This is a genomic window from Mastigocoleus testarum BC008 (assembly GCF_001456025.1).
GTDB classification, from domain to species: domain Bacteria; phylum Cyanobacteriota; class Cyanobacteriia; order Cyanobacteriales; family Nostocaceae; genus Mastigocoleus; species Mastigocoleus testarum.
This window is the reverse complement of the sequence record NZ_LMTZ01000157.1, coordinates 1-21,046: the sequence shown is the minus strand read 5'-3', so window position 1 is coordinate 21,046 and position 21,046 is coordinate 1. Positions and strand designations below refer to the sequence as shown.

23 protein-coding genes are annotated in these 21,046 nt (G+C 37.1%); 9 read left to right on the top strand and 14 right to left on the bottom strand.

Annotation, left to right across the window (positions count from 1 at the left end):
* Nucleotides 1-4: 4 nt before the first annotated feature.
* Nucleotides 5-556 carry a heme NO-binding domain-containing protein gene (locus tag BC008_RS42255; protein ID WP_027841486.1) on the top strand — a complete coding sequence of 184 codons (552 nt, stop codon included), beginning with the start codon at nucleotides 5-7 and terminating at the stop codon, nucleotides 554-556.
* Between the two features lie 151 nt (nucleotides 557-707).
* A complete protein-coding gene (locus tag BC008_RS42250) occupies nucleotides 708-2,186 on the top strand; it encodes an ATP-binding protein (protein ID WP_063800866.1) in 1,479 nt (492 codons plus the stop codon).
* Nucleotides 2,187-2,223: 37 nt separating this feature from the next.
* Here BC008_RS42250 and BC008_RS42245 read toward each other — a convergent pair whose 3' ends face one another.
* The gene (locus tag BC008_RS42245; RefSeq protein ID WP_027841485.1) at nucleotides 2,224-2,895 is read right to left on the bottom strand and encodes a GntR family transcriptional regulator; all 672 of its coding nucleotides are present in this window, start codon (nucleotides 2,893-2,895) and stop codon (nucleotides 2,224-2,226) included.
* Nucleotides 2,896-3,007: 112 nt separating this feature from the next.
* Here BC008_RS42245 and BC008_RS42240 point away from each other — a divergent pair, with 112 nt between their 5' ends.
* Complete coding sequence (locus tag BC008_RS42240; protein ID WP_058184717.1) at nucleotides 3,008-4,633, top strand: 2-isopropylmalate synthase; 1,626 nt, start codon at nucleotides 3,008-3,010, stop codon at nucleotides 4,631-4,633.
* Between the two features lie 78 nt (nucleotides 4,634-4,711).
* On the opposite strand, the gene BC008_RS52555 is transcribed toward BC008_RS42240, so the two are convergent.
* The 4 genes from BC008_RS52555 to BC008_RS52875 form a co-directional block, all read right to left on the bottom strand.
* Entirely contained in the window at nucleotides 4,712-5,098 is a 387-nt protein-coding gene (locus tag BC008_RS52555) for a hypothetical protein (protein ID WP_321170111.1), read from the bottom strand.
* A gap of 346 nt (nucleotides 5,099-5,444) precedes the next feature.
* On the bottom strand, nucleotides 5,445-6,410 hold the full coding sequence (locus BC008_RS42230) for a chlorophyll a/b light-harvesting protein pcb (protein WP_027841484.1): 966 nt from the start codon (nucleotides 6,408-6,410) through the stop codon (nucleotides 5,445-5,447).
* Nucleotides 6,411-6,475: 65 nt separating this feature from the next.
* Nucleotides 6,476-7,510, bottom strand: a complete 1,035-nt coding sequence (locus BC008_RS42225) for a chlorophyll a/b binding light-harvesting protein (protein WP_027841483.1) — start codon at nucleotides 7,508-7,510, stop codon at nucleotides 6,476-6,478.
* 507 nt (nucleotides 7,511-8,017) lie between these two features.
* Nucleotides 8,018-8,203: a TPR end-of-group domain-containing protein gene (locus tag BC008_RS52875; protein ID WP_407657105.1), complete on the bottom strand. Its 186-nt coding sequence runs from the start codon at nucleotides 8,201-8,203 to the stop codon at nucleotides 8,018-8,020.
* Nucleotides 8,204-8,211: 8 nt separating this feature from the next.
* Here BC008_RS52875 and BC008_RS51935 point away from each other — a divergent pair, with 8 nt between their 5' ends.
* Nucleotides 8,212-8,463 carry a hypothetical protein gene (locus tag BC008_RS51935; protein ID WP_235596018.1) on the top strand — a complete coding sequence of 84 codons (252 nt, stop codon included), beginning with the start codon at nucleotides 8,212-8,214 and terminating at the stop codon, nucleotides 8,461-8,463.
* Between the two features lie 494 nt (nucleotides 8,464-8,957).
* Nucleotides 8,958-9,122, top strand: a complete 165-nt coding sequence (locus tag BC008_RS50110; protein ID WP_161938224.1) for a hypothetical protein — start codon at nucleotides 8,958-8,960, stop codon at nucleotides 9,120-9,122.
* A 203-nt stretch (nucleotides 9,123-9,325) separates the two neighbouring features.
* Here BC008_RS50110 and BC008_RS42220 read toward each other — a convergent pair whose 3' ends face one another.
* Together BC008_RS42220 and BC008_RS42215 are read right to left on the bottom strand one after the other, a co-directional pair.
* Entirely contained in the window at nucleotides 9,326-10,438 is a 1,113-nt protein-coding gene (locus BC008_RS42220; RefSeq protein ID WP_201026232.1) for a glutamate--cysteine ligase, read from the bottom strand.
* Nucleotides 10,439-10,562: 124 nt separating this feature from the next.
* Nucleotides 10,563-10,853, bottom strand: coding sequence for a hypothetical protein (locus BC008_RS42215; protein WP_027841481.1), 291 nt, complete (start codon nucleotides 10,851-10,853; stop codon nucleotides 10,563-10,565).
* Between the two features lie 359 nt (nucleotides 10,854-11,212).
* On the opposite strand from BC008_RS42215, the gene BC008_RS42210 reads away from it, so the two are divergent.
* The gene (locus tag BC008_RS42210) at nucleotides 11,213-11,896 is read left to right on the top strand and encodes a Mo-dependent nitrogenase C-terminal domain-containing protein (RefSeq protein ID WP_027841480.1); all 684 of its coding nucleotides are present in this window, start codon (nucleotides 11,213-11,215) and stop codon (nucleotides 11,894-11,896) included.
* Between the two features lie 108 nt (nucleotides 11,897-12,004).
* A complete protein-coding gene (gene obgE, locus BC008_RS42205; protein WP_027841479.1) occupies nucleotides 12,005-13,036 on the top strand; it encodes a GTPase ObgE in 1,032 nt (343 codons plus the stop codon).
* 43 nt (nucleotides 13,037-13,079) lie between these two features.
* Here obgE and BC008_RS42200 read toward each other — a convergent pair whose 3' ends face one another.
* The 4 genes from BC008_RS42200 to BC008_RS42185 form a co-directional block, all read right to left on the bottom strand.
* On the bottom strand, nucleotides 13,080-13,313 hold the full coding sequence (locus tag BC008_RS42200; protein ID WP_027841478.1) for a hypothetical protein: 234 nt from the start codon (nucleotides 13,311-13,313) through the stop codon (nucleotides 13,080-13,082).
* 30 nt (nucleotides 13,314-13,343) lie between these two features.
* On the bottom strand, nucleotides 13,344-14,435 hold the full coding sequence (locus BC008_RS42195) for a hypothetical protein (RefSeq protein ID WP_036264790.1): 1,092 nt from the start codon (nucleotides 14,433-14,435) through the stop codon (nucleotides 13,344-13,346).
* 59 nt (nucleotides 14,436-14,494) lie between these two features.
* Nucleotides 14,495-15,199: a Crp/Fnr family transcriptional regulator gene (locus BC008_RS42190; protein ID WP_027841476.1), complete on the bottom strand. Its 705-nt coding sequence runs from the start codon at nucleotides 15,197-15,199 to the stop codon at nucleotides 14,495-14,497.
* Nucleotides 15,200-15,438: 239 nt separating this feature from the next.
* Complete coding sequence (locus BC008_RS42185; protein ID WP_027841475.1) at nucleotides 15,439-16,152, bottom strand: Crp/Fnr family transcriptional regulator; 714 nt, start codon at nucleotides 16,150-16,152, stop codon at nucleotides 15,439-15,441.
* A 397-nt stretch (nucleotides 16,153-16,549) separates the two neighbouring features.
* On the opposite strand from BC008_RS42185, the gene BC008_RS42180 reads away from it, so the two are divergent.
* Nucleotides 16,550-19,474: a glycosyltransferase family 39 protein gene (locus BC008_RS42180; RefSeq protein ID WP_027841474.1), complete on the top strand. Its 2,925-nt coding sequence runs from the start codon at nucleotides 16,550-16,552 to the stop codon at nucleotides 19,472-19,474.
* A 156-nt stretch (nucleotides 19,475-19,630) separates the two neighbouring features.
* Here the strand turns inward: BC008_RS42180 and BC008_RS42175 are convergent, their stop codons facing one another.
* Together BC008_RS42175 and BC008_RS42170 are read right to left on the bottom strand one after the other, a co-directional pair.
* Nucleotides 19,631-20,014, bottom strand: a complete 384-nt coding sequence (locus BC008_RS42175) for an endonuclease domain-containing protein (protein WP_027841473.1) — start codon at nucleotides 20,012-20,014, stop codon at nucleotides 19,631-19,633.
* A gap of 105 nt (nucleotides 20,015-20,119) precedes the next feature.
* Complete coding sequence (locus BC008_RS42170; protein ID WP_027841472.1) at nucleotides 20,120-20,545, bottom strand: cupredoxin domain-containing protein; 426 nt, start codon at nucleotides 20,543-20,545, stop codon at nucleotides 20,120-20,122.
* A 66-nt stretch (nucleotides 20,546-20,611) separates the two neighbouring features.
* On the opposite strand from BC008_RS42170, the gene BC008_RS49050 reads away from it, so the two are divergent.
* Entirely contained in the window at nucleotides 20,612-20,794 is a 183-nt protein-coding gene (locus tag BC008_RS49050) for a hypothetical protein (RefSeq protein ID WP_153009754.1), read from the top strand.
* On the opposite strand, the gene BC008_RS49045 is transcribed toward BC008_RS49050, so the two are convergent.
* Nucleotides 20,754-20,942, bottom strand: a complete 189-nt coding sequence (locus BC008_RS49045; RefSeq protein WP_058184715.1) for a metal ABC transporter permease — start codon at nucleotides 20,940-20,942, stop codon at nucleotides 20,754-20,756. The genes BC008_RS49050 and BC008_RS49045 overlap by 41 nt on opposite strands.
* Nucleotides 20,943-21,046: the final 104 nt, after the last annotated feature.

The window sequence follows — 21,046 nt, the reverse complement described above, 5'->3', positions numbered from 1 at the left end:
ATCTATGTACGGGTTAGTCAATAAAGCAATTAAAGACATGGTCTGCACTCGTTTTGGTGAAGATATATGGCAACAAATCAGACATAAAGCAGAAATAGAACTAGATGTCTTCACCAGCATGGAAAGCTATCCCGATGATTTAACTCACAAACTAGTCAAAGCTGCAAGTATTGTTTTAGATTTGTCACCTTCAGATATTATGCAAGCCTTTGGAGAGTATTGGATACAATACACAGCACAAGAAGGTTACGGTGAAATGATTGATATGAGTGGTGAAGATTTACCTGAATTCTTAGAAAACTTAGATAATCTGCACGCTCGTGTTGGGGTTAGTTTTCCCAAACTTAACCCTCCTTCATTTGAATGTACGGATATGGAAGAAGAATCCCTTACCTTGCATTACCGCTCTACTAGAGAAGGTCTCTCACCAATGGTATTTGGTTTAGTGAAAGGTTTAGGAGAACGCTTTGATACAGAAGTAGAAATTACCCAAACCCAATCAAGAGATTCAGGTGCGGATCACGATGAATTCTTACTACGATATAAATCGGAATAAAATTTTACCGATTGACTATTTTAAAGATAACTATCCCATAACTAGATTACGAAAATTAAATATAAAATTTCATCTTAATCAGTTGTACTTTCATCAACTTGAATAAAAAATACGGGCTTAATAGATAATTAAATTAGAACAGAAATTAATTATGAATTATGAGCAATTAAGTCTTTCACCAGAGTTGTTTACAAAGGCTTTTCCTTTTCATATAATATTAAATCGTAATATAGAAATTATACAAGTTGGTCAAGTTTTACAGCGTATTGCTCCAGAACCATTAGTTAATAGTAAATTTGATAAACACTTCCAAATAAATCGTCCATCAATTAATCTTGATTTCGATATTATTAAAAAAAAGATTCGTTCCCTATTCATTTTGCAGTTTATCCATAAAGACATGCAATTGAAAGGTCAATTTATGTATCAGGAAGAAGGAGAAATTCTTTTCTTCTTGGGTTCCCCATGGGTGACTGATGTAGCTAGTCTTTCTCCCTTAGGTATAAAAATGAAAGATTTTGCTATTCACGATCCAATTGCTGATTTTTTATTTTTGCTACAAGCCAAAAATACTGCTTTGAATGATGCAGATAAATTAACTTCAGAGTTAAAGCAAACATTAAAAATTAAAGAAGATTTAACTCAAGTTGCGCTACGACAAAGAAGTAAATTAGAAAAATCTCTACAATATCTCCAGAAAACCCAAACTCAATTAATACATGCAGAAAAAATGTCCAGTCTGGGGTTATTGGTTGCTGGAGTCGCTCATGAAATAAATAATCCTATAACTTTTATTTCAAGTAATTTAAATCATGTTGCAGAGTATATGCATGACTTGATAGAACTTATAAAGTTATATCAAAAATGTTATGAAGATCCAAGCCCATTGATCAAATTTTATGTAGATAAAATAGATTTAGATTTTTTACTTTCAGATATCCCAAAAATGATTAGCTCATTAAAAAATGGTGCTGGACGTATTAGTCAGATTGTTTTATCTCTACGTAATTTTTCCCGATTGGATGAATCAGAACTGAAATCTGTAGATATTCATGAAGGTATTGATAGTACTCTATTAATTTTAGGAAGTAAACTAAAGGAAAACTCTAAATACGGCATCACAGAAATAATCAAAAATTACGGAGAAATCCCCTTATTAGAGTGTTACCCCGGACAATTAAATCAGGTGTTCATGAATATTATTAGTAATGCGATTGATGCTGTATATGCTAATAAGTCAGAGTGCACTGCTGGAGATTCGCAAGAGTGTCACCGTAAAATAATCATCTCAACAGAAAGTTTAGACAATAATTATGTTTTAGTTCGGATAGCAGATAATGGACCGGGGATACCTGAATCTGTAAAAAATCGGGTTTTTGACCCATTTTTCACCACAAAACCAGTTGGACAAGGAACGGGACTTGGTTTATCCATTAGTCATCAAATTATTGTTGAAAAACATCACGGAAATATTAGTTGTACATCAGAGATTGATGAAGGTACAGAATTTATTATTGAAATCCCAATTTCTTTAGATAAGAAAGAAACTGATGATTTTCCCAAAAATCCTAAATTTACTTATCAAAAGGAGCATTCAAGTTTTTCTCTAGCTAGCCATGTGAACGATTAAAATTAGTCCCAGTCCTAATCATTTATTCACATATTTTTTACACTGTTTTTTCTAAATAAGCTATCAACTCTTTTCCTGCTGAATTTATATGTCGCTTCAATAATTTTACAGCAGTAGAAGTATTTTTATTTCGACAAGCATCTAAAAGTAAGTAGTGCTCTTTTTGTGAACGTTCTAAGTAGTTCATCCTTGTCATTTGCAAACGTACATATCTTTCTGTACTAATATGTAAATTATTAATCATATTTAATAATCTACTTCGTTTTCCTGGAGCGTATAAAGTAGAGTGAAATTCCCAATTTAATTTTCCTAGCATTGCAATATTAGTTTCTCTTACCGTTGCATCCAAAATTGATTGAGCTTTTTCTATATCGACCTCTTCTAAGTTAGGTATTGCAAATTTAATCGCCATACTTTCCAAGACAATACGAATTTCGCAAATTTCTTGAGCTTCACTTGGAGATAAACCAGAAACTACAGCACCTCTGTTGTTATAAAACTTCACTAAACCTTCTGCTTCTAATTGACGTAGTGCTTCTCTAACAGGAATGCGACTAACTCCAAATTGTTTTGCTATTTCATCTTGCCTTAGGGATTGTTCTTCTGCAAATATGCCTTGAATAATCGCTTCTCGTAATGCATCAGCAATCAGATCGGGGGTACTGCGTTGCTTTTGTAGTAAATTTGCTGCAAGTTCGCCTAAATTCATTTCAAGATTTTGTATACTATTTTTCGTATATTGTATACAATATACAATAATTGATTGGCAATTGCTTGTTTATTTTGGGTGTTGAATTTTTGTTTGGAAAGATCTAAAAATTATGAACGCTAAACCAGAACAAGACCGAGTAATTATTTTTGATACCACTTTGCGGGATGGCGAACAATCTCCCGGTGCAACTCTCAATCCAGAAGAAAAACTAATTATTGCTCGTCAACTCGGAGTATTAGGTGTAGATGTAATTGAAGCTGGATTTGCTGTTTCTAGTCGTGGTGACTTCGAGGCGGTACAAAAGATTGCTCGAGAAGTGGGTGTTCTTAACGGTCCGATAATTTGTAGCTTAGCAAGGGCGGTTCGTAAAGATATTGAAGCCGCAGCAGAAGCACTAAAACCAGCAGCACGGGGTAGGATTCATACTTTTATTTCTACTTCTGATATTCATCTCACATATCAGTTGAAAAAAACTCGCAGTGAGGTTCTAGCGATCGCTGAAGAAATGGTTGCTTGTGCAAAATCTTTTATGGAAGATGTGGAGTTTTCCCCAATGGATGCGACTCGTTCCGAGCCAGAATTCCTCTACCAAGTTTTGGAACGCGCGATCGCAGCAGGTGCAACCACCATTAATATTCCCGATACCGTAGGTTACTTAACGCCAAAAGAGATCGAAAAATTGCTCCAAGGTATCAAGCAAAATGTTCCTAATATCAACCGAGCAATTCTCTCTATTCACACCCAAAACGACCTTGGTTTAGCTACAGCAAATGCTCTAACTGCGATTGAGAATGGAGTTCGTCAAGTAGAATGTACCATTAACGGGATCGGGGAACGTGCTGGTAACACCGCACTTGAAGAAATCGTTATGGCTTTAGATGTGCGTAAATTTTACTTTAATACTTATTTTAGGCGATCGTCTGACTCACAAGTACCCCTAACAAATATTAAGACTACCGAAATCTACAAAACTTCCCGTTTAGTTTCCAACTGCACTGGAATGCTAGTACAACCCAATAAAGCAATAGTCGGTGCAAACGCTTTTGCTCATGAGTCTGGGATTCATCAAGATGGAGTTATCAAACACCGTCAAACCTATGAAATCATGGAAGCTGCATCAGTTGGTTTGACAGAAAATAGTATTGTTTTAGGCAAACATTCTGGACGCAATGCTTTTCGAACTCGTCTTCGGGAACTGGGATTTGAATTGAATGAAGCTGATTTAAATAAAGCTTTTATTCGCTTTAAAGAAGTTGCTGACAAGAAAAAAGAAGTTTCTGATTGGGACATTGAAGTTATTGTCCGTGATGAAACTCAGATTGCTGTAGAAAAAGGTTTTCAAATCGAACACGTTCAAGTATCTTGTGGCAGTTGTGCTTGCCCTACTGCTACCGTGACTATTGTTACACCAGAAGGTAAGATCCTAACTGATGCTGTTGTTGGTGCTGGACCAGTCGATGCAGTTTACAAAGCAATTAATCACTTAATTCAAATTCCTAATCAACTTATTGAATTTGCCGTACAATCTGTCACAGAGGGAATTGATGCTTTAGGTACAGTTACTGTGCGACTGCGTTACCAAGAGCGAATATTTTCCGGACAAGCATCAGATACTGATATAGTAGTCGCAGCAGCATGTGCTCATATTCAAGCAATTAATCGGCTCTACGGTTATTTACAAAGGCTAGGAGTTAAAGTAGGAGTAGAAAAAGATTTAACAGTATCCAAGTATTAATCTATGAAATTCTGGTAGGAATAATAGAAGAACTAGATACCTGTGCAGAATCGATTTACTTTATAGAGACGTAGTATATTACGTCTCTAAATTTTCTGTATATCGAGTCTCTAATCTCTGCGAATGTTTGCTCTTTATATCCTTCTTTTGTAGGTATTGGATAGGGAAAACTTTTCTTAGAAATGTGATGTAAGATTTTTTCGGGGAATTGTGGCAACCACCACATATTTTTACTTTGGCTTCAAAATCAATACAATTGATAGCTTCCTCCGAACAAGCTTTGATCGGATTTACCGTACATTTTAATCGGTAGTCATTGGTAAAAAAAACGCAACGGTTACAGGGTATTCGATGTAGTTTTTGGAGATGTTTGCGTCCTTTTTCCCAGGAGAACCACACACTTGCGATTGAAAGAATTACTATAGACCAGGCAAAACAAGCACAAATAATTCTAGCTAGCAGCATTAATAATCCTCAAACTCAAATAATTTCAAACTCAAATAATTTCAAACTAAAAAAATGCCTGTAGATACACTTGCTCCATTTGGTGAACTACAGACATAAGAAGCTAAAGGACGAGATGTAAAAGTTTTGGTTATGTCTGTTGGAGTAATCGTTGTACCTAAAAGTTGGTAATTGATGAGTAATAGGTAATTCGAAATCTTATGCTAAAAGATTATTGAGAATTTACTAAAGGGTGCATCGTGGAAAAACCAACAAGCTCAATTCAATTCCAGTTACTAATTACCAACAACCTAAATACTTACCAAACGAACAAACCTGACATTAAAATATCAAACCCAGTCAAAGATTAATTACTGGTTTGACGGAAACGCCAATAATGCCAAACAAAACCTGCAAATGCAATTAAACCTAACAACAATTGGATACTAACCAGTCCTACTCGGTTATAACCGTAAAATTCTGAAGGGAAAACCATGGTATTATTACCAACAAAAGCGCTGGAAATCAAAGCCATCAGAGCTAAACCAAGTAAGCTGTAGGACAAAATCTCATACCCATTATCAATGGGCATCAGTTTTTTGACCCAACCAAAAGGCTGTACCAGAATATGCCAAGTACCACCAAAAATTAGGATTAAACCAATCCAAATGTGACCGCCGATGACATCTTCTAAATTGTCAACACTTGCCATTCCCAAAGCCGTCCAAGCACCATCTTTCAATCCAAATAAATAACCGAAGATAATTTTTGGATCCAGAGTAGGATTATCAATTAAACGCACTTCTGCAATATTCGCATCATAAATTCCCCCAAAGAACATTGCCTTTGCAACTAAGAGCAATGCTCCAAACCCTAAAATGATTAAGTGATGACCCAAGATAAAGCCTAACTTCTTCGGGTCGTACCATTCATAGTGAAATTTTGCTACTTGTCCACCTGCTTCAGATAAAACAGCCGGACCACGGAATACGTGAAATAGCCCTCCAGCCCCTAAAACTGCAGATGCAACTAAATGCAACATGCCAATTACAAAATAGGGATACGTGTCTATAATTTCACCACCGCTACCAACACCCCAACCTAAAGTTGCTAAATGGGGTAATAAAGTCATTCCCTGTTCCGACAATGGTAGCCCAGGGGCAAAACGTAAGACCTCAAGTATAGTAGTTGTTCCGGCCCAAAATACAATTAACCCTGCATGAGCAATGTGAGCACCTAATAGTTGACCGGATAAATCTACTAAACGAGCATTACCAATTAACCAGGGTGAATTTGTGCCTTCAGCAAAGGTTTTTTCTGTTGAAACTGCCATAGCTTTGTAAAACGCTCATATGTTGCAATAGAGGCGTTGCATTGCAACACCTCTGTATTTGACGATTAAGATTCGCTACCTACAGTATTTAATGCCTGCTCGACTTGCTTGAAGTCAACTCCAATTGCTCTAAGCGCGTGCCATAAATGTCCTTGGAGGAAGAAGAATGCCAAGAAGAAATGGGCATTTGCTAACCATGCTCTGGCAGTATGAGCGCCATTTGGCAGCTGCACAGTGTCAGCAAAATAGGGGCAAACACCAAACTTAAGCTCTAGAACTGGACCGTAAAACTCTACAGGATAAGCAAGGGTATTGACTGCACAAAAATAAGCTGCAACAAATCCTGCTAGAGCAATTCCTCCTAAAGAGTAAGAAAGAATAGCTTCACCAGAGAAAATTAACAGCTTTTTAGCCCAAGGTAATGGTTCTGTAACAATATGCCAAGCTCCACCTCCAATTAACAACAAACCAACAAATATATGTCCCCCGACTAAGTCTTCGAGGTTGTTTACGGAGGCAAAATGAGTTTGGTAGCCATAAATTACAAATGGATTGAGGGTAGGGCTACTAACAACACGAACCGTTTGGGAAGCTGCATCATACAATCCGCCAAAGAACATTGCTTTTGCAGCTAATAGTAACGCTCCAGCGCCTAAGAACAGCAGATGATGTCCTAAGATGAAGCCCAACTTCTTCGGATCGTTCCATTCAAAGTGAAATTTTGCAGCTCTTCCAGAAGCATCTTTCAAATTCTTTGGTCCTTTGAAAGTATGGAATAATCCGCCTGCACCTAGAACTGCTGAAGATATTAAATGTACGGCTCCAATGACAAAATAGGGATAAGTATCAACTATTTTTCCTCCATCTGCTACACCAAAACCGAGTGTAGCCAAATGAGGAAGTAAAATTAATCCCTGTTCACCCATGGCAATTTCTGGGTTATACCGTGATATTTCAAATAATGTAAACGCTCCAGCCCAAAGCACAATTAGAGCAGCTTGTGCAACATGAGCGCCGATAAACAACCCGGAAAGATTGGCAAAACGGGCATTTCCAGCCCACCAATCATATTTGACTTGAGGTTTGTCGTAAGTTTGCATGGTCTAGCTCTTTAATAAAATCTATTGCCAATAATAATCAACTGATTGATATCAACTAATGGTAATTTTCTGCAGTTGAGGACCCTAAATCACAAGCTATAACAGCATTACAATCTTGCAGGTCAACAAGTTAGCTACCAAAAAAAACCTTATTCACCAGCCATGTAGATTAATGTGATATCTCATAAAAAACCTTGAGAGATTCTACATTGAAAATTTCATGATGTTGTAGCACGATGCTACGCTATTGAAGTTGATAAGCAATAGTTTTTGATTTCAATTTCAGTTTATTGAGAATTATTTTAATTAGCAACAGTATTTACAAAACTTAATAAATAAAGTGTGAGTTTGCTTGTGTTTATAGTAAAGAAATAAATGGTACCATGATTTCACAACAAAAAGACGCTATACGACTCTCTTGAGGAAAGCTATTATATCGCGTCTCTACACACATATATACGGCAATAAATACTGTTATCAGCGAACCTTTATTGAACCTTTAACAACCTATTTTTTGCTTTTTTTTCTTGATTTTTGATTTCTGGATTCTTGGCTTTGGCGAATTAGCTGCTTGAAGTCTGCATGTTGTCTAATCTTGACAAAATCCGAGTCAGTTTTTGCTAATTCCTGCCATTTATTAGGATTTAACTCAATCGCAGATTTGAGATTATTTACTGCTAGTTGGGAATTAATTAATTCAATTGCCTGATCGTAACTGGCAATCGCTTCTTAGTAAAGTCCTAGTTGTAAATAGATTGATGCGGTTAATGAAGAGTTCCTGTCTAATTTACTACAAACGAGGTAAGTGGATAGCTGCAGTACAATTTACTCCTGCACTGCTCAAGAGAGCATCTCAACACAGTACATATAGTTCCATTGATATTGACACGAACCCAAATTCTATCGGTTGGGCATATGTTGATTTTAATAGGAACCTCAAGACACATGGTTAGATTTCATTGCAAATGGGACTACCACGAGGCAAACAAGATGGTCAAATCATTGATGCATATTTGCAGTTGGCAACATTAGCTAACACCTACTCTTGTCCTATTATTTAGGAAAAATTAGATTTTACCAAAAAGAAAGAAACACTAAGAGAAGCTGGTAAAAAATATGCTCGGATGTTTTTATTCTGGGGATATTCAAGGTTTTATGAATTATTTGGAAATCAAATTCATAAATGTTGACAAAAGCTACGTTAATAATTTGGTGGACTTCTAACAAATCAAAATTTTCGAATACTCCATATTCAACTATTGGTAGTACGCAATCGTATTAAGTATCCATAACATCTTCAATTAGAAGTAAAAGATGATGATAAATGAATTAGAAATATTTTATGGAGTGGTCAATAATTTTGTTAAATTGAACACAAAAAAAAATTTTTGTTGCTACTATATTTCAATAGCCTCTAAAAACCTTAAGTAAATATGTTGCAACTGTCATGGTGAAAACATCTACGATTTCTGCAAATGTTTTGGTTCCATCTAGCAGATTCGAAGAGGAACATATTTCGCTATCGGAGAATGACTTAGATAAACTCAAGCACCTGATTAAAGTGCGTTGGGAATATATCTACAGAGATGTTTTGAATAGAACACAAACTTAAGGTGTCCTATCCAAAATATTTGTAATTTGTCAATCAACGATATAGGCTAAAAAAACCCGGCTTTCAAATCAACCGGGCTCTTGGAAGAAGTTAGAGTTTTTACAGACTTATTCTACGGAGAATTTATAAGTGTTAATACTTACTTAATCTCTTAGGATGATAATTAAACAGCTTTCAAGCTGACAAATATTACTTATCAACTCTCAAATGCTTGTGTTTTTCAAATACGTGTGTTTGAGAGTCTCTTCTATTGAACCCAATTTATGGAAATTTCTCACCATTTCGTGGGCTGGGGTTTCCCGCTTGTCTAATAAATGTTTGAGAGGTGTGAGCAGTTCTCTATCGGGATCTTTCGCTAATGATATTTCTACTGCTTGTAGAATTTTTCCGGCGTGGATAAAAATACTTTCATTACTGAATCCTTCTCGAGCTGAGAGTTGATGTAGTGCTGGGTCGGGAATCATTGCTCTTCCGGGTAGTGACTCATCTAAAACCATACCTTTTAACAAAGCCAGTAAGGCTGCATAAATTGAAAAATCATCACAGCTATCGAAAGCTTTAAACTCTATTCGACCTACTTCCGCTGGAATCCGGGCAATTTTTGTTAATGAAGGTATGCTTTTTATTAATTCAGAACGTTTCTTTACAAACACCATAGTTGCTGGTCTTTGTCCAGTTCTCACAAATGTTCTGACTGATAAACCTTCCCACAGTTTTCCTTGGTAAAAAGGTGAAGTGTAACTAAATGGCACAATGTAAGGGCTGTAATAAGTTAGTTTTGAACCTATATCAATTACCCGCTCCACCGGTAAATCTGCGACCGAAATGTTTAGATCTGGACCATAGGTAAGCATGGGAATGTTTGCAGTTTGTTTTTCTGGAGATACCTTTCGCCGTTGAATTTCATACTCATTCAATGGTGGATTGGGTTGAAATACATCATAGTAGGGATTGAAACTGACTAAAACTGGTAAATAGCCAAATTTTAAAGATACTTCCCGGAGAAAAGAAAAACTGTCGAAAAGTTCAGTAATTGTATCTTGAATAGTTGAATTTATAGTTGTTCTAATTTCAATACCTTTTGGTACGCATTCTACGACTTGTTCCGAGTCTAAAAATCTTTCAAATCCTTCAATATACCAGCGTTTTTTCTTAATACCAGCATCTCCGACTCGCAACTCTGGATAGTCGTCAGGGTAGAAGGGTAATTTATCAATTATCTGACAAAAATCTTTAAATTTGGTACGGGAAAAATCAGCAAAATTTCCGGCATTGTCAAGAAAAGCAACTTCATGCTCGATGCCAAAATAAAACATAATCTATTCCTTTGTGAATCTATTTTTTTGTGTGCTTAATTTCTAAGATCTAATTTCTGAGTTAATAACTGTGATCTCAGCTATCGGGTGCAGCATTATCGTTATTTGGATTTTGAGGATGCTTTTACAAACAAGCACAGTAAGCACTAACTACTTGCTGTGACACAGTTTTATTACCTCTGGAAGCAGTTCCCTTATGATTTTTGTTCGTCCTTTGCTTCCACCAAGCAGAAATTATCTGAGACTGTTTTGCAGTAGCCAATTTATCAATATTGCAACTTATTTTCTTCAATACCTGAGCTGATTTGGATTGAAAAATAATTAAATTGGCTGGTTTAATTTCCTTAATGCTTACATCTGGGAAGACTTGCACTATTTTGTGAATCTTCCTCAGATCGTTTTTAATTTTGCTCATTCACCTTTTAACTGCAACAGTTCAACAATATATGGGATGATTTTAATAAAAAATATTATCAAGAATCATACTAAAAGAATTTTACAGCAAGAGTCACTGGCAAAGATAAAAAAAATTCCTTAAAAATGAAAAATTTTTCAGAAGGATATTTAGCTAGTTCTAGAAAAACTCTTGTATATTCGATCACAATATTTTACTCTAATATAGAATTGAAAAATACATTAACTAAGATTGCAATCTGCTCTTGGAGAATATTTGAATATTAATCAGTAAAATAGCCATAAATAACCGCGACTTAGACCCAGGGCACAGGCTACTATGGACTTGGGATAGATAGAGAGAGCTAGAGGCCTGAGTTTATGACAAGTGCTGTTCAATCTCCCTATAGCAGCGAACAAATCGCCGTTTGGTTACGTGGGCTTTTGACTATTGCTTGGGCAGATGGTAATTTTGATGCCCAAGAAAAACAGTTAATTAGCGCCATAACTCAAGAAGAATTAGCTCCTGGAATTAATATAGATTCTCTGGAGATAATCAAACCTTCCGAGTTAGCTGCTGTATTGGGTAAAGGCACCAAAGCCGCAGAGAATTTCTTGCGGACTGCCGTAATGGTAGCAATTGCTGATGGAGTTTATTCTCCGAGTGAAGATGAGCTACTACACCAATTGTGTGAGGCGCTTGGAGAACCACAAAATCTACTTGAATCTCTTCGCCACACCTTAGAACCTTCCGATGAGGATCAAACCTCTAGTTTTCAGGAAGTGGCGATCGCATCTCCAAAGCAACTTAATGCCCTCAAACCTCTGCGTACTTGGCTTGATGGGCTGGAAATTCAAGATCCCGCGCTTGCCCATTTTTTGTGTAAGATGATTCCTTCTCAATGTCCTTTCGAACGGGATGTCAAACTATTTGGGCGTAAAATCGTTCACATTCCACCTTTATGCAAACTCAATCCACTCTACGAACAAATGGTAGGTTTGCGATTTCGTGCTTTGTCTTATTTAGCAGATGAGTGTAATGAGGATATTTCGGATTATATTTAGTTATTAGTTGTTGTTGGTCATTAGTTAGTACTTGCTGGTCACCGGTTAGAGAACCAATGACTAATGACTAATGACTGATGACTGATAACAAGCAACTAATGACTAGCTATGCAATTTATTGACCAAGCAGAAATTGAAGTGCAAGCCGGGAAAGGTGGTGACGGTATTGTTGCTTTTCGACGAGAAAAGTTCGTACCTGCTGGTGGACCTTCTGGGGGTAATGGAGGAAAAGGTGGTTCGGTTGTTTTTGTCGCCGATTCCAACTTACAAACCTTACTAGACTTTAAATATAATCATCGCTTTCGAGCAGAAAATGGTGGTCGTGGGGGACCAAAAAATCGTACTGGAGCTTCCGGTAAGGATTTGATCGTTGAAGTTCCCTGTGGAACTAATGTTTATGATGCTCAAACAGGAGAACTAATTGGAGATTTAGTTCAAAATGGACAAAGTCTGGTTGTAGCTCAAGGCGGTAAAGGGGGACTGGGAAATAAACATTTCTTGAGTAACAGTAACCGCGCGCCAGAATATTCTCTCCCGGGACTTGAGGGAGAAAATAGATTGTTACGCTTGGAATTAAAACTTTTGGCGGAAGTGGGAATTATTGGTCTGCCAAATGCCGGAAAATCTACTTTAATTTCTGCTTTATCAGCAGCACGTCCAAAAATTGCTGATTACCCATTTACCACCCTGATTCCAAATTTAGGTGTGGTACGCAAACAAACTGGTGATGGTACGGTATTTGCTGATATTCCTGGATTGATTGAAGGTGCTTCCCAGGGAGCGGGATTGGGGCATGATTTTTTACGTCATATCGAGCGCACTCGGGTCTTATTACATTTAATTGATGGGACTAGCGCTGATGTATGTCAAGATTATCAAACCATCATGCAGGAGTTAGAAGTATATGGGCGCGGTTTAGCCGAACGTCCCCAAGTTGTAGCATTGAATAAAATTGATGCAGTAGATCGGGAATCTCAAGAACTAGAAGCGTTAAAGGTTGAATTAAATCATCTTTCCTATGCACCAGTATTTTTAGTCTCTGCTGTGACCGGTGAAGGAGTTGAAGCAATGTTGCAGCAAATTTGGGAAATTTTAGAGCAATTGAATGTCAGTGAGGTTAATGAAAGCGTTGTAATTTAAAGTTGTTATTTAGAGTTGTAATCTAAAGTTGCCATTTGAATTTTCAAGGGAACCACTTCCAAAGGTTTGTCCAAAATTTATCCCCAAAAATAGCTGACAGCAAACCAGATGCTAAAGCAAACATGATAATAACAGCTAACAAACCAGTAGTTGTTGTCGGGTAAGCTATTGCTCCACCGGCGATCGCTAATGCGATTCCAAAAATTGCACCACAACCAAAACGAGCTACAAATTTGCTGTAGTCTCGTTTTGGATTTGATTGACGATCTCGGTTCATTCTATTCTCTGGGAAAAATAATTTTATTTTTTATCTACTTCTATAGTTCCCAGAAGTATATCCGTAGCCCAAATTGTCACGTTTTTGGAGAAATAAATTTTTTACCCCTTGAGTGTAAGACCGCAATAAATTTTTGTATTCTGGACGAACGCAGTTTTCTAGTGTACTTATTAGAAGTTCGCACCACTTACATGTAAATTCCCAGGGAATATTCAAGTTTTCAACCAAAACCATACACATGGGGAGCATTTCTGTCTCTACGGGAGCAAGATTTTTCTCCAGCATACAAAGCCATATATAAGCTTGGAACATATTTAGATCCCGTTCGCAAGAGAGTCTAATATCAGGTTGATGCAAGTCTCCACTATGGCTCTGATAGTTTGGTAGTGATTCTAGTAGTTGACAATAAACTGACTCAGAGATAAGCGATGTGACAGGAAACATTTGTTTCATTATATTTATTTCTGGAGAGTTAAGTCTATACTTGGCTGCAGCAAGACAAACGCGATGCCAGGGGATCGTGACATATTCTTCAACAAAGGTCAGATAGGGTTCGAGTAATAATTTTTCCGCTGGATTGAGATGATTGAGAATTAACCTGTTAGTAAAATGCAATTGGGTGCTCATAAAACTCAAGCAATGGGAGTTCTTACATACAAAATGCTGCTCTTTAAAGATTTTTAAAACAGGTTCTAATTCAGATACTAAAAAATCGATTTCGGGAATATTCAAATTGGGTGAAGCTTCTCTCATTTCGGAATTAAGGCTTAAAAAAGTATCTTGAAAAGATTGTTGTTGATAAATTTTCAGCAACTTATCATAAAGCCGAAAACCAAATTCTGCGATCCGTCTTGCCTCATTTATGTCTAAAACACTTGGGATATAGCCATAGAGTTTTTTGGTTTGAATCCATATCATTGGACTGTTGATATTCAAAATTTGATTTTTCAAGTTTGTGGCGGTGGATATTCGACCCTCCGGTAATGCAGCTCTGAGCACCAAACTGTAAGTAGAAAAGTCTTCAGAATATAAACAGGATAAATCCTTTGTGTAGCGCTGTTGCCAAAGTTTAAGTAAGTGTTCAACAGGCAGAGTTTTGAAATCCCCAACAGACTTTAGCATCAATATTTCCTCGATCTAAATGATGAAGCTATAAACTCGAATAATTTCGAATCGGAATTTTAACCAAGTAAACGGTCATACTCCTGTTTCACAACGCAATAACACTCACATGCTGCAGCTTCTAAGTCTTTTACATTGATAATGTTGATATTTCCTCGGTTGTAACGGATTAAACCTGCTTTTTGTAAAGTACCTGCTGCAACTGTGACGCTGGAGCGACGTATCCCCAACATCTGGGAGATAAACTCCTGGGTAAGGGGAAAATTATCCTTACCAATACAGTCACAAACTGATAACAGCCAGCGGCACAGGCGTTCTTCTATGGTATGTTGGCGATTACAAGCTGCATTTTGAGATACCTGGGTAATTAAAGCTTGGGTGTAGAGAAGTAAGCGTTTCTGTAGTGCTTCGCTTCTCAGAAACTTTTGTTTGAATATGTTGGCATTTAATTTCCAACCATTACCTTCAAGTTGAACAACTGCACAATTATTTGAATAATTTCCTCCCCAAAAAATAGGCATACCTATCATTCCTTCATTTCCAACCAAAGCAATCTCTGTGGTTGAACCATCTTCCATAATCGAAATCAAAGAAATCATACCGTGAATCGGAAAATACACATCTTTGATTGGTTCACCGGGTGGGTGGAGAACTTTTCCAATAGTGAAAGATACCTCATCTAAGTGAGGTATGAGATATTTATAATCTTCTGAAGGTAGAGCAGCTAGAAGCAAATTATTTGACGTGGGCGAATTTTTGGACATCATCAAAATCAAATTTTGTTTGAGTCATAAAAGGAAACACCTGGCAACACAAGCCCTGCAAAAAAAGACTTATCACTTGATATCCAAAGGCTATTTTCCTCAACACAAGCTGTATGAGCAGCCGTTAGCCATCAACTACTGCATATTTTCTGTGTAATCAACAGAATATCTAATTTTAGGAAATTATCAGTACGGTACCGTACATATGGATCGCAAATTTTTTGGATATTGGTTTAATATTATTGGTTATTTTCCAACAAACGAGTAAACTCCTGCTTGATCGAGGAATAACATTCGCAGGCTGTTTCTTCTAATTTCTTACGTTCTATAATCTTGATATGACCTCGGTTATAAGAGATTATTTTTAGTTTTTGCAGAACCAATGCAGCTTCTGTAACGCTAGCACGACGTACCCCTAGCATCTGGGAAATAAACTTTTGTGTAAGTGGCAATTCATCCTTGGTGATACAATCATTAACTGTCAAAAGCCACCGAGCAAATCGCTGCTCTACAGTATGATGGGACTTACAAGCCGCAATTAGGGAAATTTGACTCAATCGCGCCTGGGTATAAAGAAGTAACAGCTTTTGCAGTTTTCCCCCTCTGAAAAATTCTCTTTTGAGTAATTCAGCACTCAGCTTTTTCGCTGTACCTTGAACTTGGACAATTACCTGACTAATGCTATAACCGCCTCCTAAAATTACAGGAAGACCGATCATTCCCTCATTTCCTACCAAGCCAACTTCCGTTGTCGAACCATCTGTCATTACAGATACTAGAGAAAGCATTGCTTCATTAGGAAAATAGACTTCTGTAATTGATTTCCCTGGCTCATAAAGAACTTTTCCTAGCGGAAAGGAAATATCTTCCAAATGGGGAAGAATTCGCTGGTATTCCTCTAAAGGCAAGGCTGAGAGAAGTTGATTTGTTGGTACACTAAGATTCTCAGACATATTTTTCAGAGTTCGGGATTGAAAGATCTCCTTAAAATTCAATCTTAGTTCGCAGAAAATAAATCATGGCAAAAGGGTATGTATCTGGAAACACTTGCTCATGTAAAAATGTACTTGATTAAAAAAAAATATTATCATCTGCATCATAAAGCCTTATGAATATTTTTTCTTGAGATAATTTGAACATTCACTAAAAAAGTCTAACTTTTCAACGGTGCAAGTAACATAATTAAATTCAAAGATTAATTAACAGTTGTCAATAGTTGCAATTCGTTTTTCTTAAGTAAGCTTTTTTTGATTAAAGTGTATTGAAAACGATAGATATTTTTGCCTGAGCAGATTTAACCTTCGTGGTGAGTATTATTCTAGAACTTACTTTTTCTCAAATGATATATTGATGTCTTTTAAATATAAGCGAAAGAAAACTACAAGTTTGTTGATACTGGGACTAATTTGGTTAGCCGGTTTTTTTTGCGATCGCATTTGGTTTAGTTTAGATCGATCTATTCCAGCTTGGGATCAAGCGGATTATTTAACTGGTAGTTTAAATTATTGGCAAGCGTTACAGGATCCCCAATGGTTAAATGGGGAATGGTGGCAAAGTTTTTGGTTACTGTCTTCTAAAATTCCACCTTTAACTTATGTTGCAACAGCTATTGTCCAAAATATTTTTGGAACTGGGTTTGACCAAGCAACGTTAATAAATTTATTCTTTAATGCTATTTTATTGGGTTCAGTTTACGGCTTAGGTACGATCCTTTTTGCAGAGTCAGTTGGCTTATGGGCTGCAGTTTTGTGTCAAATAATGCCTGCACTTTATCGCTATCGTCTTGAATTTTTGCTTGACTTTCCCCTGACAGCTGTTGTTAGTCTTTGTTTTTTTTGTTTGACTGCTTGGCATTTGGCTACGGATAATCATTTAGGATTTGGTAATGATTCAGGCTCTAGCAATTCACAATCTGACAATTCACGATCTGATAACTTACAATCTTACAACTTACAATCTTATAAATCACAACCTGAAACTTTAAAATCTAAGAACCCAAAATCTAAGAATTCAAAATCTGGAAATTCAAAATCTAAGAATTTAAAATCTAAAAATACAAAACATCCCACCTCAAAACCTAGAACCCCAAAATCCATTATCCACAGTTCTTTATTCTGGCTGGTTAGTTTTGGTTTATCCTTTGGTCTAGCGTTGATGGTGAAGCAGACAACGTTGATATTTATGTTTACACCTTTATTTTGTCTGGGTGTGGGTAGTTTGATTCGTCATCGTTGGGGAAAATTATTACAACTAATTATTAGTTTGGGCTTATCGGCTTTGGTGTTTGCACCTTGGTATCGGACAAATTGGTTGTTAATCCTAACCTCTGGAAAACGAGCAACTGTAGACTCGGCAATTGCGGAAGGAGATGCACCTTTAAATACATTGGGGGCTTGGATTTTCTACTTACAGCAATTACCCTATCAGGTGTCTTTACCATTATTATTGATACCAACAGTTGTATTGTTGCTCTACTGGACAATTGTAGTAAAAATAAAAAATAAAAATTTAAAACTCACAAAACTTAGTTCCGATAATTCAGAACCCAAAAATTTAGATATTGAAGATTTAAATTCCAATAGGTTTAATCCCCAACTTCATCTGCCAGAATTTAAGTGGTTGGGAATATTTTTACTGGGTGCTTATTTTTTTTCATCCCTTAATCCCAACAAAGATGACCGTTACGTATTACCCTACTTACCAGTTTTATCAATCTTGTTAGCGTATGGTTTAACCCGCATTCGTAGTGTATGGGGAAAACCTATCCGTTGGGGTACTTTGGGTTTAGCAACAATATTAATGTTATTTAACCTTTTTCCCATTGGGGGAATCCCGGGAAATTTTCTCACCCAAAACCTCTCAGCAAAAGTTCAACATTATCCTTATACTGGAAAAGAATTTCCCCATCCCGAAGTCATCGAGCAAATTGTTCAAACCGAACCATATCTGCGTTCCACCTTGGGAGTATTACCTTCGACGTCAGTTGTCAATCAGCATAGTCTTAATTACTATGGTGCACTAAAGAATTTCCAAGTTTACGGACGACAGGTAGGAACCCGGGAAAGTTTTGTGGAACAAGATGCACGTTCTCTTTCCTGGTTTTTAACGAAAACTGGTAACCAAGGTTCGGTTCCCAAAGCTCAAACTGCGATCGTACAAATTGTAGAGACTGGTGGTGATTTTGAATTAAATAAAACCTGGGAATTACCGGATAACAGCACTATCAAACTTTTTTATCAAAAAACACCCTCAGTGGAAGTTGGAGTTGTTGATGATGCTCCACCTTCAAGCCAAGTTACTCTCACACAAGTAAAAGTTCCTGCTTCAACACCACCAGGATTACCTGTACCTATAACTTATGAGTGGCGGGGTAGTTGGTCGGCGCTTAAAAACGGTTTAGTATTATTGAATTGGGAAAATATAACTTCAAATCTCACTCCAAAGAATTCAACACCTGAAGATTTGAACTCCAAAGATTCAACGTCCAAAGATTCAACATCCATAAATAAAAATGCAACTAATAAAAATCCTCTCAACCAAAGTACTTTATGGTTGCACGATCGTGGTATTGGTATGGGTAGACTAAAATCTAATGATGTTGGGCGATCACAATCAAAATTATTTCAAGTTACTGAGAGATTGGCAATGTTACCGCCAAAAAATACGGTACCAGGAAATTACACCCTCAAAGCAAATTATTTGAACCGGATTTCTGGTGAAACCTATGAAATTCCAGTTCCAAAAGTGACTTTAGAAATTAATCCTGAAGCAATTGCAACTCCTGCTCCCGAACTTGATTTACTAACCCAATTACGAGAATTGGGGGCTACAATGCCCGAAGGTGTTGAAGCTTTAGAAAAAGTATTTGATGAAGTTGGACGCATTAACCAATACGATCCAATTCAGGATTATTTACTGCAAGCACGACAAATTTTAACTTATCGCTTAGAAAATACCACTCAAACTAAAACATCACAATATCGAGATTGGGCATATACTTTAGCTTTGACTAATGTATTGCAAAGACGGGTTGATGATGCGATCGCCTCATTAGAAAAAGTAATTCAATTAGATCCGGAAAACCCTTATGCTTACGCTTATTTAGCATTCGTCCAACTGTATGATTGGCGAGGTGCTGCTGCAGAAAAAAGTTTAGAACCGGCTTTAGTAAAAAATCCTGAGATTATGGAGATTAAAGCACTTTCTGGGGTGGCAGCACTGATGCAGGGTAATGTAATTAAAGCATGGCAGATACTTTCAAAATTGTACTTATGATAGGACTCGGAGCCAGCCCTGACCCCTCCTGGGAGCACTCTAACCCAGCCCTGACCCCTTCTAGGAGAACTCTAACCCACCCCTAACCCCTCCTGGGAGGGGAATTTGAAAGCCCATTCTGAGAGGAGTTAGGGCTGGGTCTAAACTCTTTTGAGGTTATGCTAAATTATTTGAGTGATTCCTAATCCAATCTTCAATCACTTCTAGCACCCCCTCCACTCCACTACGAACTTCTTCTTCCCGAAAGCGCAAAAATCTAACTCCCAAAAATTCTAAACGAGCTTGTCTTCTGCGATCGCGTGCTTGTGCTTCAGGGCTATCATGGGAAGAACCATCAATCTCAATTGCTAACATCAATTTTTTACAATAAAAATCAACGATGAATCGATCTATCGGACGTTGGCGATCAAAGTCGCAGTTACACATTTGTTTCCCTTTTAGGTGTTTCCAAAGGATGATTTCACCGGGAGTCATATTTTTTCGCAGTTGTTTTGCTCTTTCTTTTAATATTGGGTCGTAAGGAATAATTTTAACTTTCATGGTGTTTTGTAATAATGCGGATTTACCCACCCCTAGCCCCTCCTAGGAGGGGAATTTGACCAGGAGGAGACTTTGAGACTCCCAGGAGGGGAATTTGAGGAGGAGTTACAATACTTTTACCTGTCCATCATCATCGAGGTAAACTGCGCTATCGCCTTTGTGACGCCATTCGGGATGTAGTTCTACTTGCAGTGTTGCGAAATTTGGTTTAGCTATGTTTGCTTTCAAGGCTAATCCTGTTTCATCCCAGAATACTAGGGAGACATTTGGTTCGGTTCCATCTCCCTGTTCTATTTGTAATGTCTGTCCGGGTTGCAGAGAAATTGGCTTATTTCCGTGGGTTTTTTCTAGTTGAATTGACCTGAGAGTTTTATTTACTACTACTAATCTGACTCTTTGTCCTGGTGTAAATTGAATTGGACGGGGACCACATTTGGAAGCACAAGTACCAGCAAAAACTGGCTGGGAGTTCTTTACTATCCCAACAAATAAGGTAGTTGCAATTAAAGTTGCAGATACTAACTTGTACATGATTATAAGTAAATTGAAGTAAAAAAAGTTTTGTTTAATACTCCAGCTTAACTTAGGTATTGGGGATTGGCGATTGATACAGTAACTACCTTACCCACTTGTTTCAATTGTCGTAAGACCTTTGCCGAACGATTGGCGATCCCTCTAGATCGAGTCAAGATTCTTTGGGAAGGACTAAATAATAATGCCAATAAAAATCATCCGCAAATTACCAGTACAATTGATGTGCCTGGCGGTACATTTCGGTAGCAAGTAACGTATAATACATTACGCCACCAATAATACCTACTAGCGAACCTAGAATCATCATATGGTGCAATTCTTTAACTAGTAAATAAGCAGTAATTCCTGGTCCGATAAGCAAGGAAATAACTAAAACTACTCCCACTGCTTTCATACTGGCAATAATAGTTAAGGTTATACCAATTCTCTATGAAGATGCATATAATAATGCTTCATAAAATAGAGCTTCAAGGATAAAATCATAGCTTGTCAAAGAAG

What these genes read in the sequence shown, in the direction of transcription:
- obgE (WP_027841479.1), top strand. Translation starts at nt 12,005, where the DNA reads ATGCAATTTATTGACCAAGCAGAAATTGAAGTGCAAGCCGGGAAAGGT.
- BC008_RS42230 (WP_027841484.1), bottom strand. Translation starts at nt 6,410, where the DNA reads ATGGCAGTTTCAACAGAAAAAACCTTTGCTGAAGGCACAAATTCACCC.
- BC008_RS42190 (WP_027841476.1), bottom strand. Translation starts at nt 15,199, where the DNA reads ATGTCCAAAAATTCGCCCACGTCAAATAATTTGCTTCTAGCTGCTCTA.
- BC008_RS42210 (WP_027841480.1), top strand. Translation starts at nt 11,213, where the DNA reads ATGACAAGTGCTGTTCAATCTCCCTATAGCAGCGAACAAATCGCCGTT.
- BC008_RS42240 (WP_058184717.1), top strand. Translation starts at nt 3,008, where the DNA reads ATGAACGCTAAACCAGAACAAGACCGAGTAATTATTTTTGATACCACT.
- BC008_RS42255 (WP_027841486.1), top strand. Translation starts at nt 5, where the DNA reads ATGTACGGGTTAGTCAATAAAGCAATTAAAGACATGGTCTGCACTCGT.
- BC008_RS52555 (WP_321170111.1), bottom strand. Translation starts at nt 5,098, where the DNA reads ATGCTGCTAGCTAGAATTATTTGTGCTTGTTTTGCCTGGTCTATAGTA.
- BC008_RS42245 (WP_027841485.1), bottom strand. Translation starts at nt 2,895, where the DNA reads ATGAATTTAGGCGAACTTGCAGCAAATTTACTACAAAAGCAACGCAGT.
- BC008_RS42180 (WP_027841474.1), top strand. Translation starts at nt 16,550, where the DNA reads ATGTCTTTTAAATATAAGCGAAAGAAAACTACAAGTTTGTTGATACTG.
- BC008_RS42200 (WP_027841478.1), bottom strand. Translation starts at nt 13,313, where the DNA reads ATGAACCGAGATCGTCAATCAAATCCAAAACGAGACTACAGCAAATTT.
- BC008_RS42195 (WP_036264790.1), bottom strand. Translation starts at nt 14,435, where the DNA reads ATGCTAAAGTCTGTTGGGGATTTCAAAACTCTGCCTGTTGAACACTTA.
- BC008_RS42225 (WP_027841483.1), bottom strand. Translation starts at nt 7,510, where the DNA reads ATGCAAACTTACGACAAACCTCAAGTCAAATATGATTGGTGGGCTGGA.
- BC008_RS42250 (WP_063800866.1), top strand. Translation starts at nt 708, where the DNA reads ATGAATTATGAGCAATTAAGTCTTTCACCAGAGTTGTTTACAAAGGCT.
- BC008_RS42220 (WP_201026232.1), bottom strand. Translation starts at nt 10,438, where the DNA reads ATGTTTTATTTTGGCATCGAGCATGAAGTTGCTTTTCTTGACAATGCC.
- BC008_RS42215 (WP_027841481.1), bottom strand. Translation starts at nt 10,853, where the DNA reads ATGAGCAAAATTAAAAACGATCTGAGGAAGATTCACAAAATAGTGCAA.
- BC008_RS42175 (WP_027841473.1), bottom strand. Translation starts at nt 20,014, where the DNA reads ATGAAAGTTAAAATTATTCCTTACGACCCAATATTAAAAGAAAGAGCA.
- BC008_RS42170 (WP_027841472.1), bottom strand. Translation starts at nt 20,545, where the DNA reads ATGTACAAGTTAGTATCTGCAACTTTAATTGCAACTACCTTATTTGTT.
- BC008_RS49045 (WP_058184715.1), bottom strand. Translation starts at nt 20,942, where the DNA reads ATGAAAGCAGTGGGAGTAGTTTTAGTTATTTCCTTGCTTATCGGACCA.
- BC008_RS42185 (WP_027841475.1), bottom strand. Translation starts at nt 16,152, where the DNA reads ATGTCTGAGAATCTTAGTGTACCAACAAATCAACTTCTCTCAGCCTTG.
- BC008_RS50110 (WP_161938224.1), top strand. Translation starts at nt 8,958, where the DNA reads ATGGTGAAAACATCTACGATTTCTGCAAATGTTTTGGTTCCATCTAGC.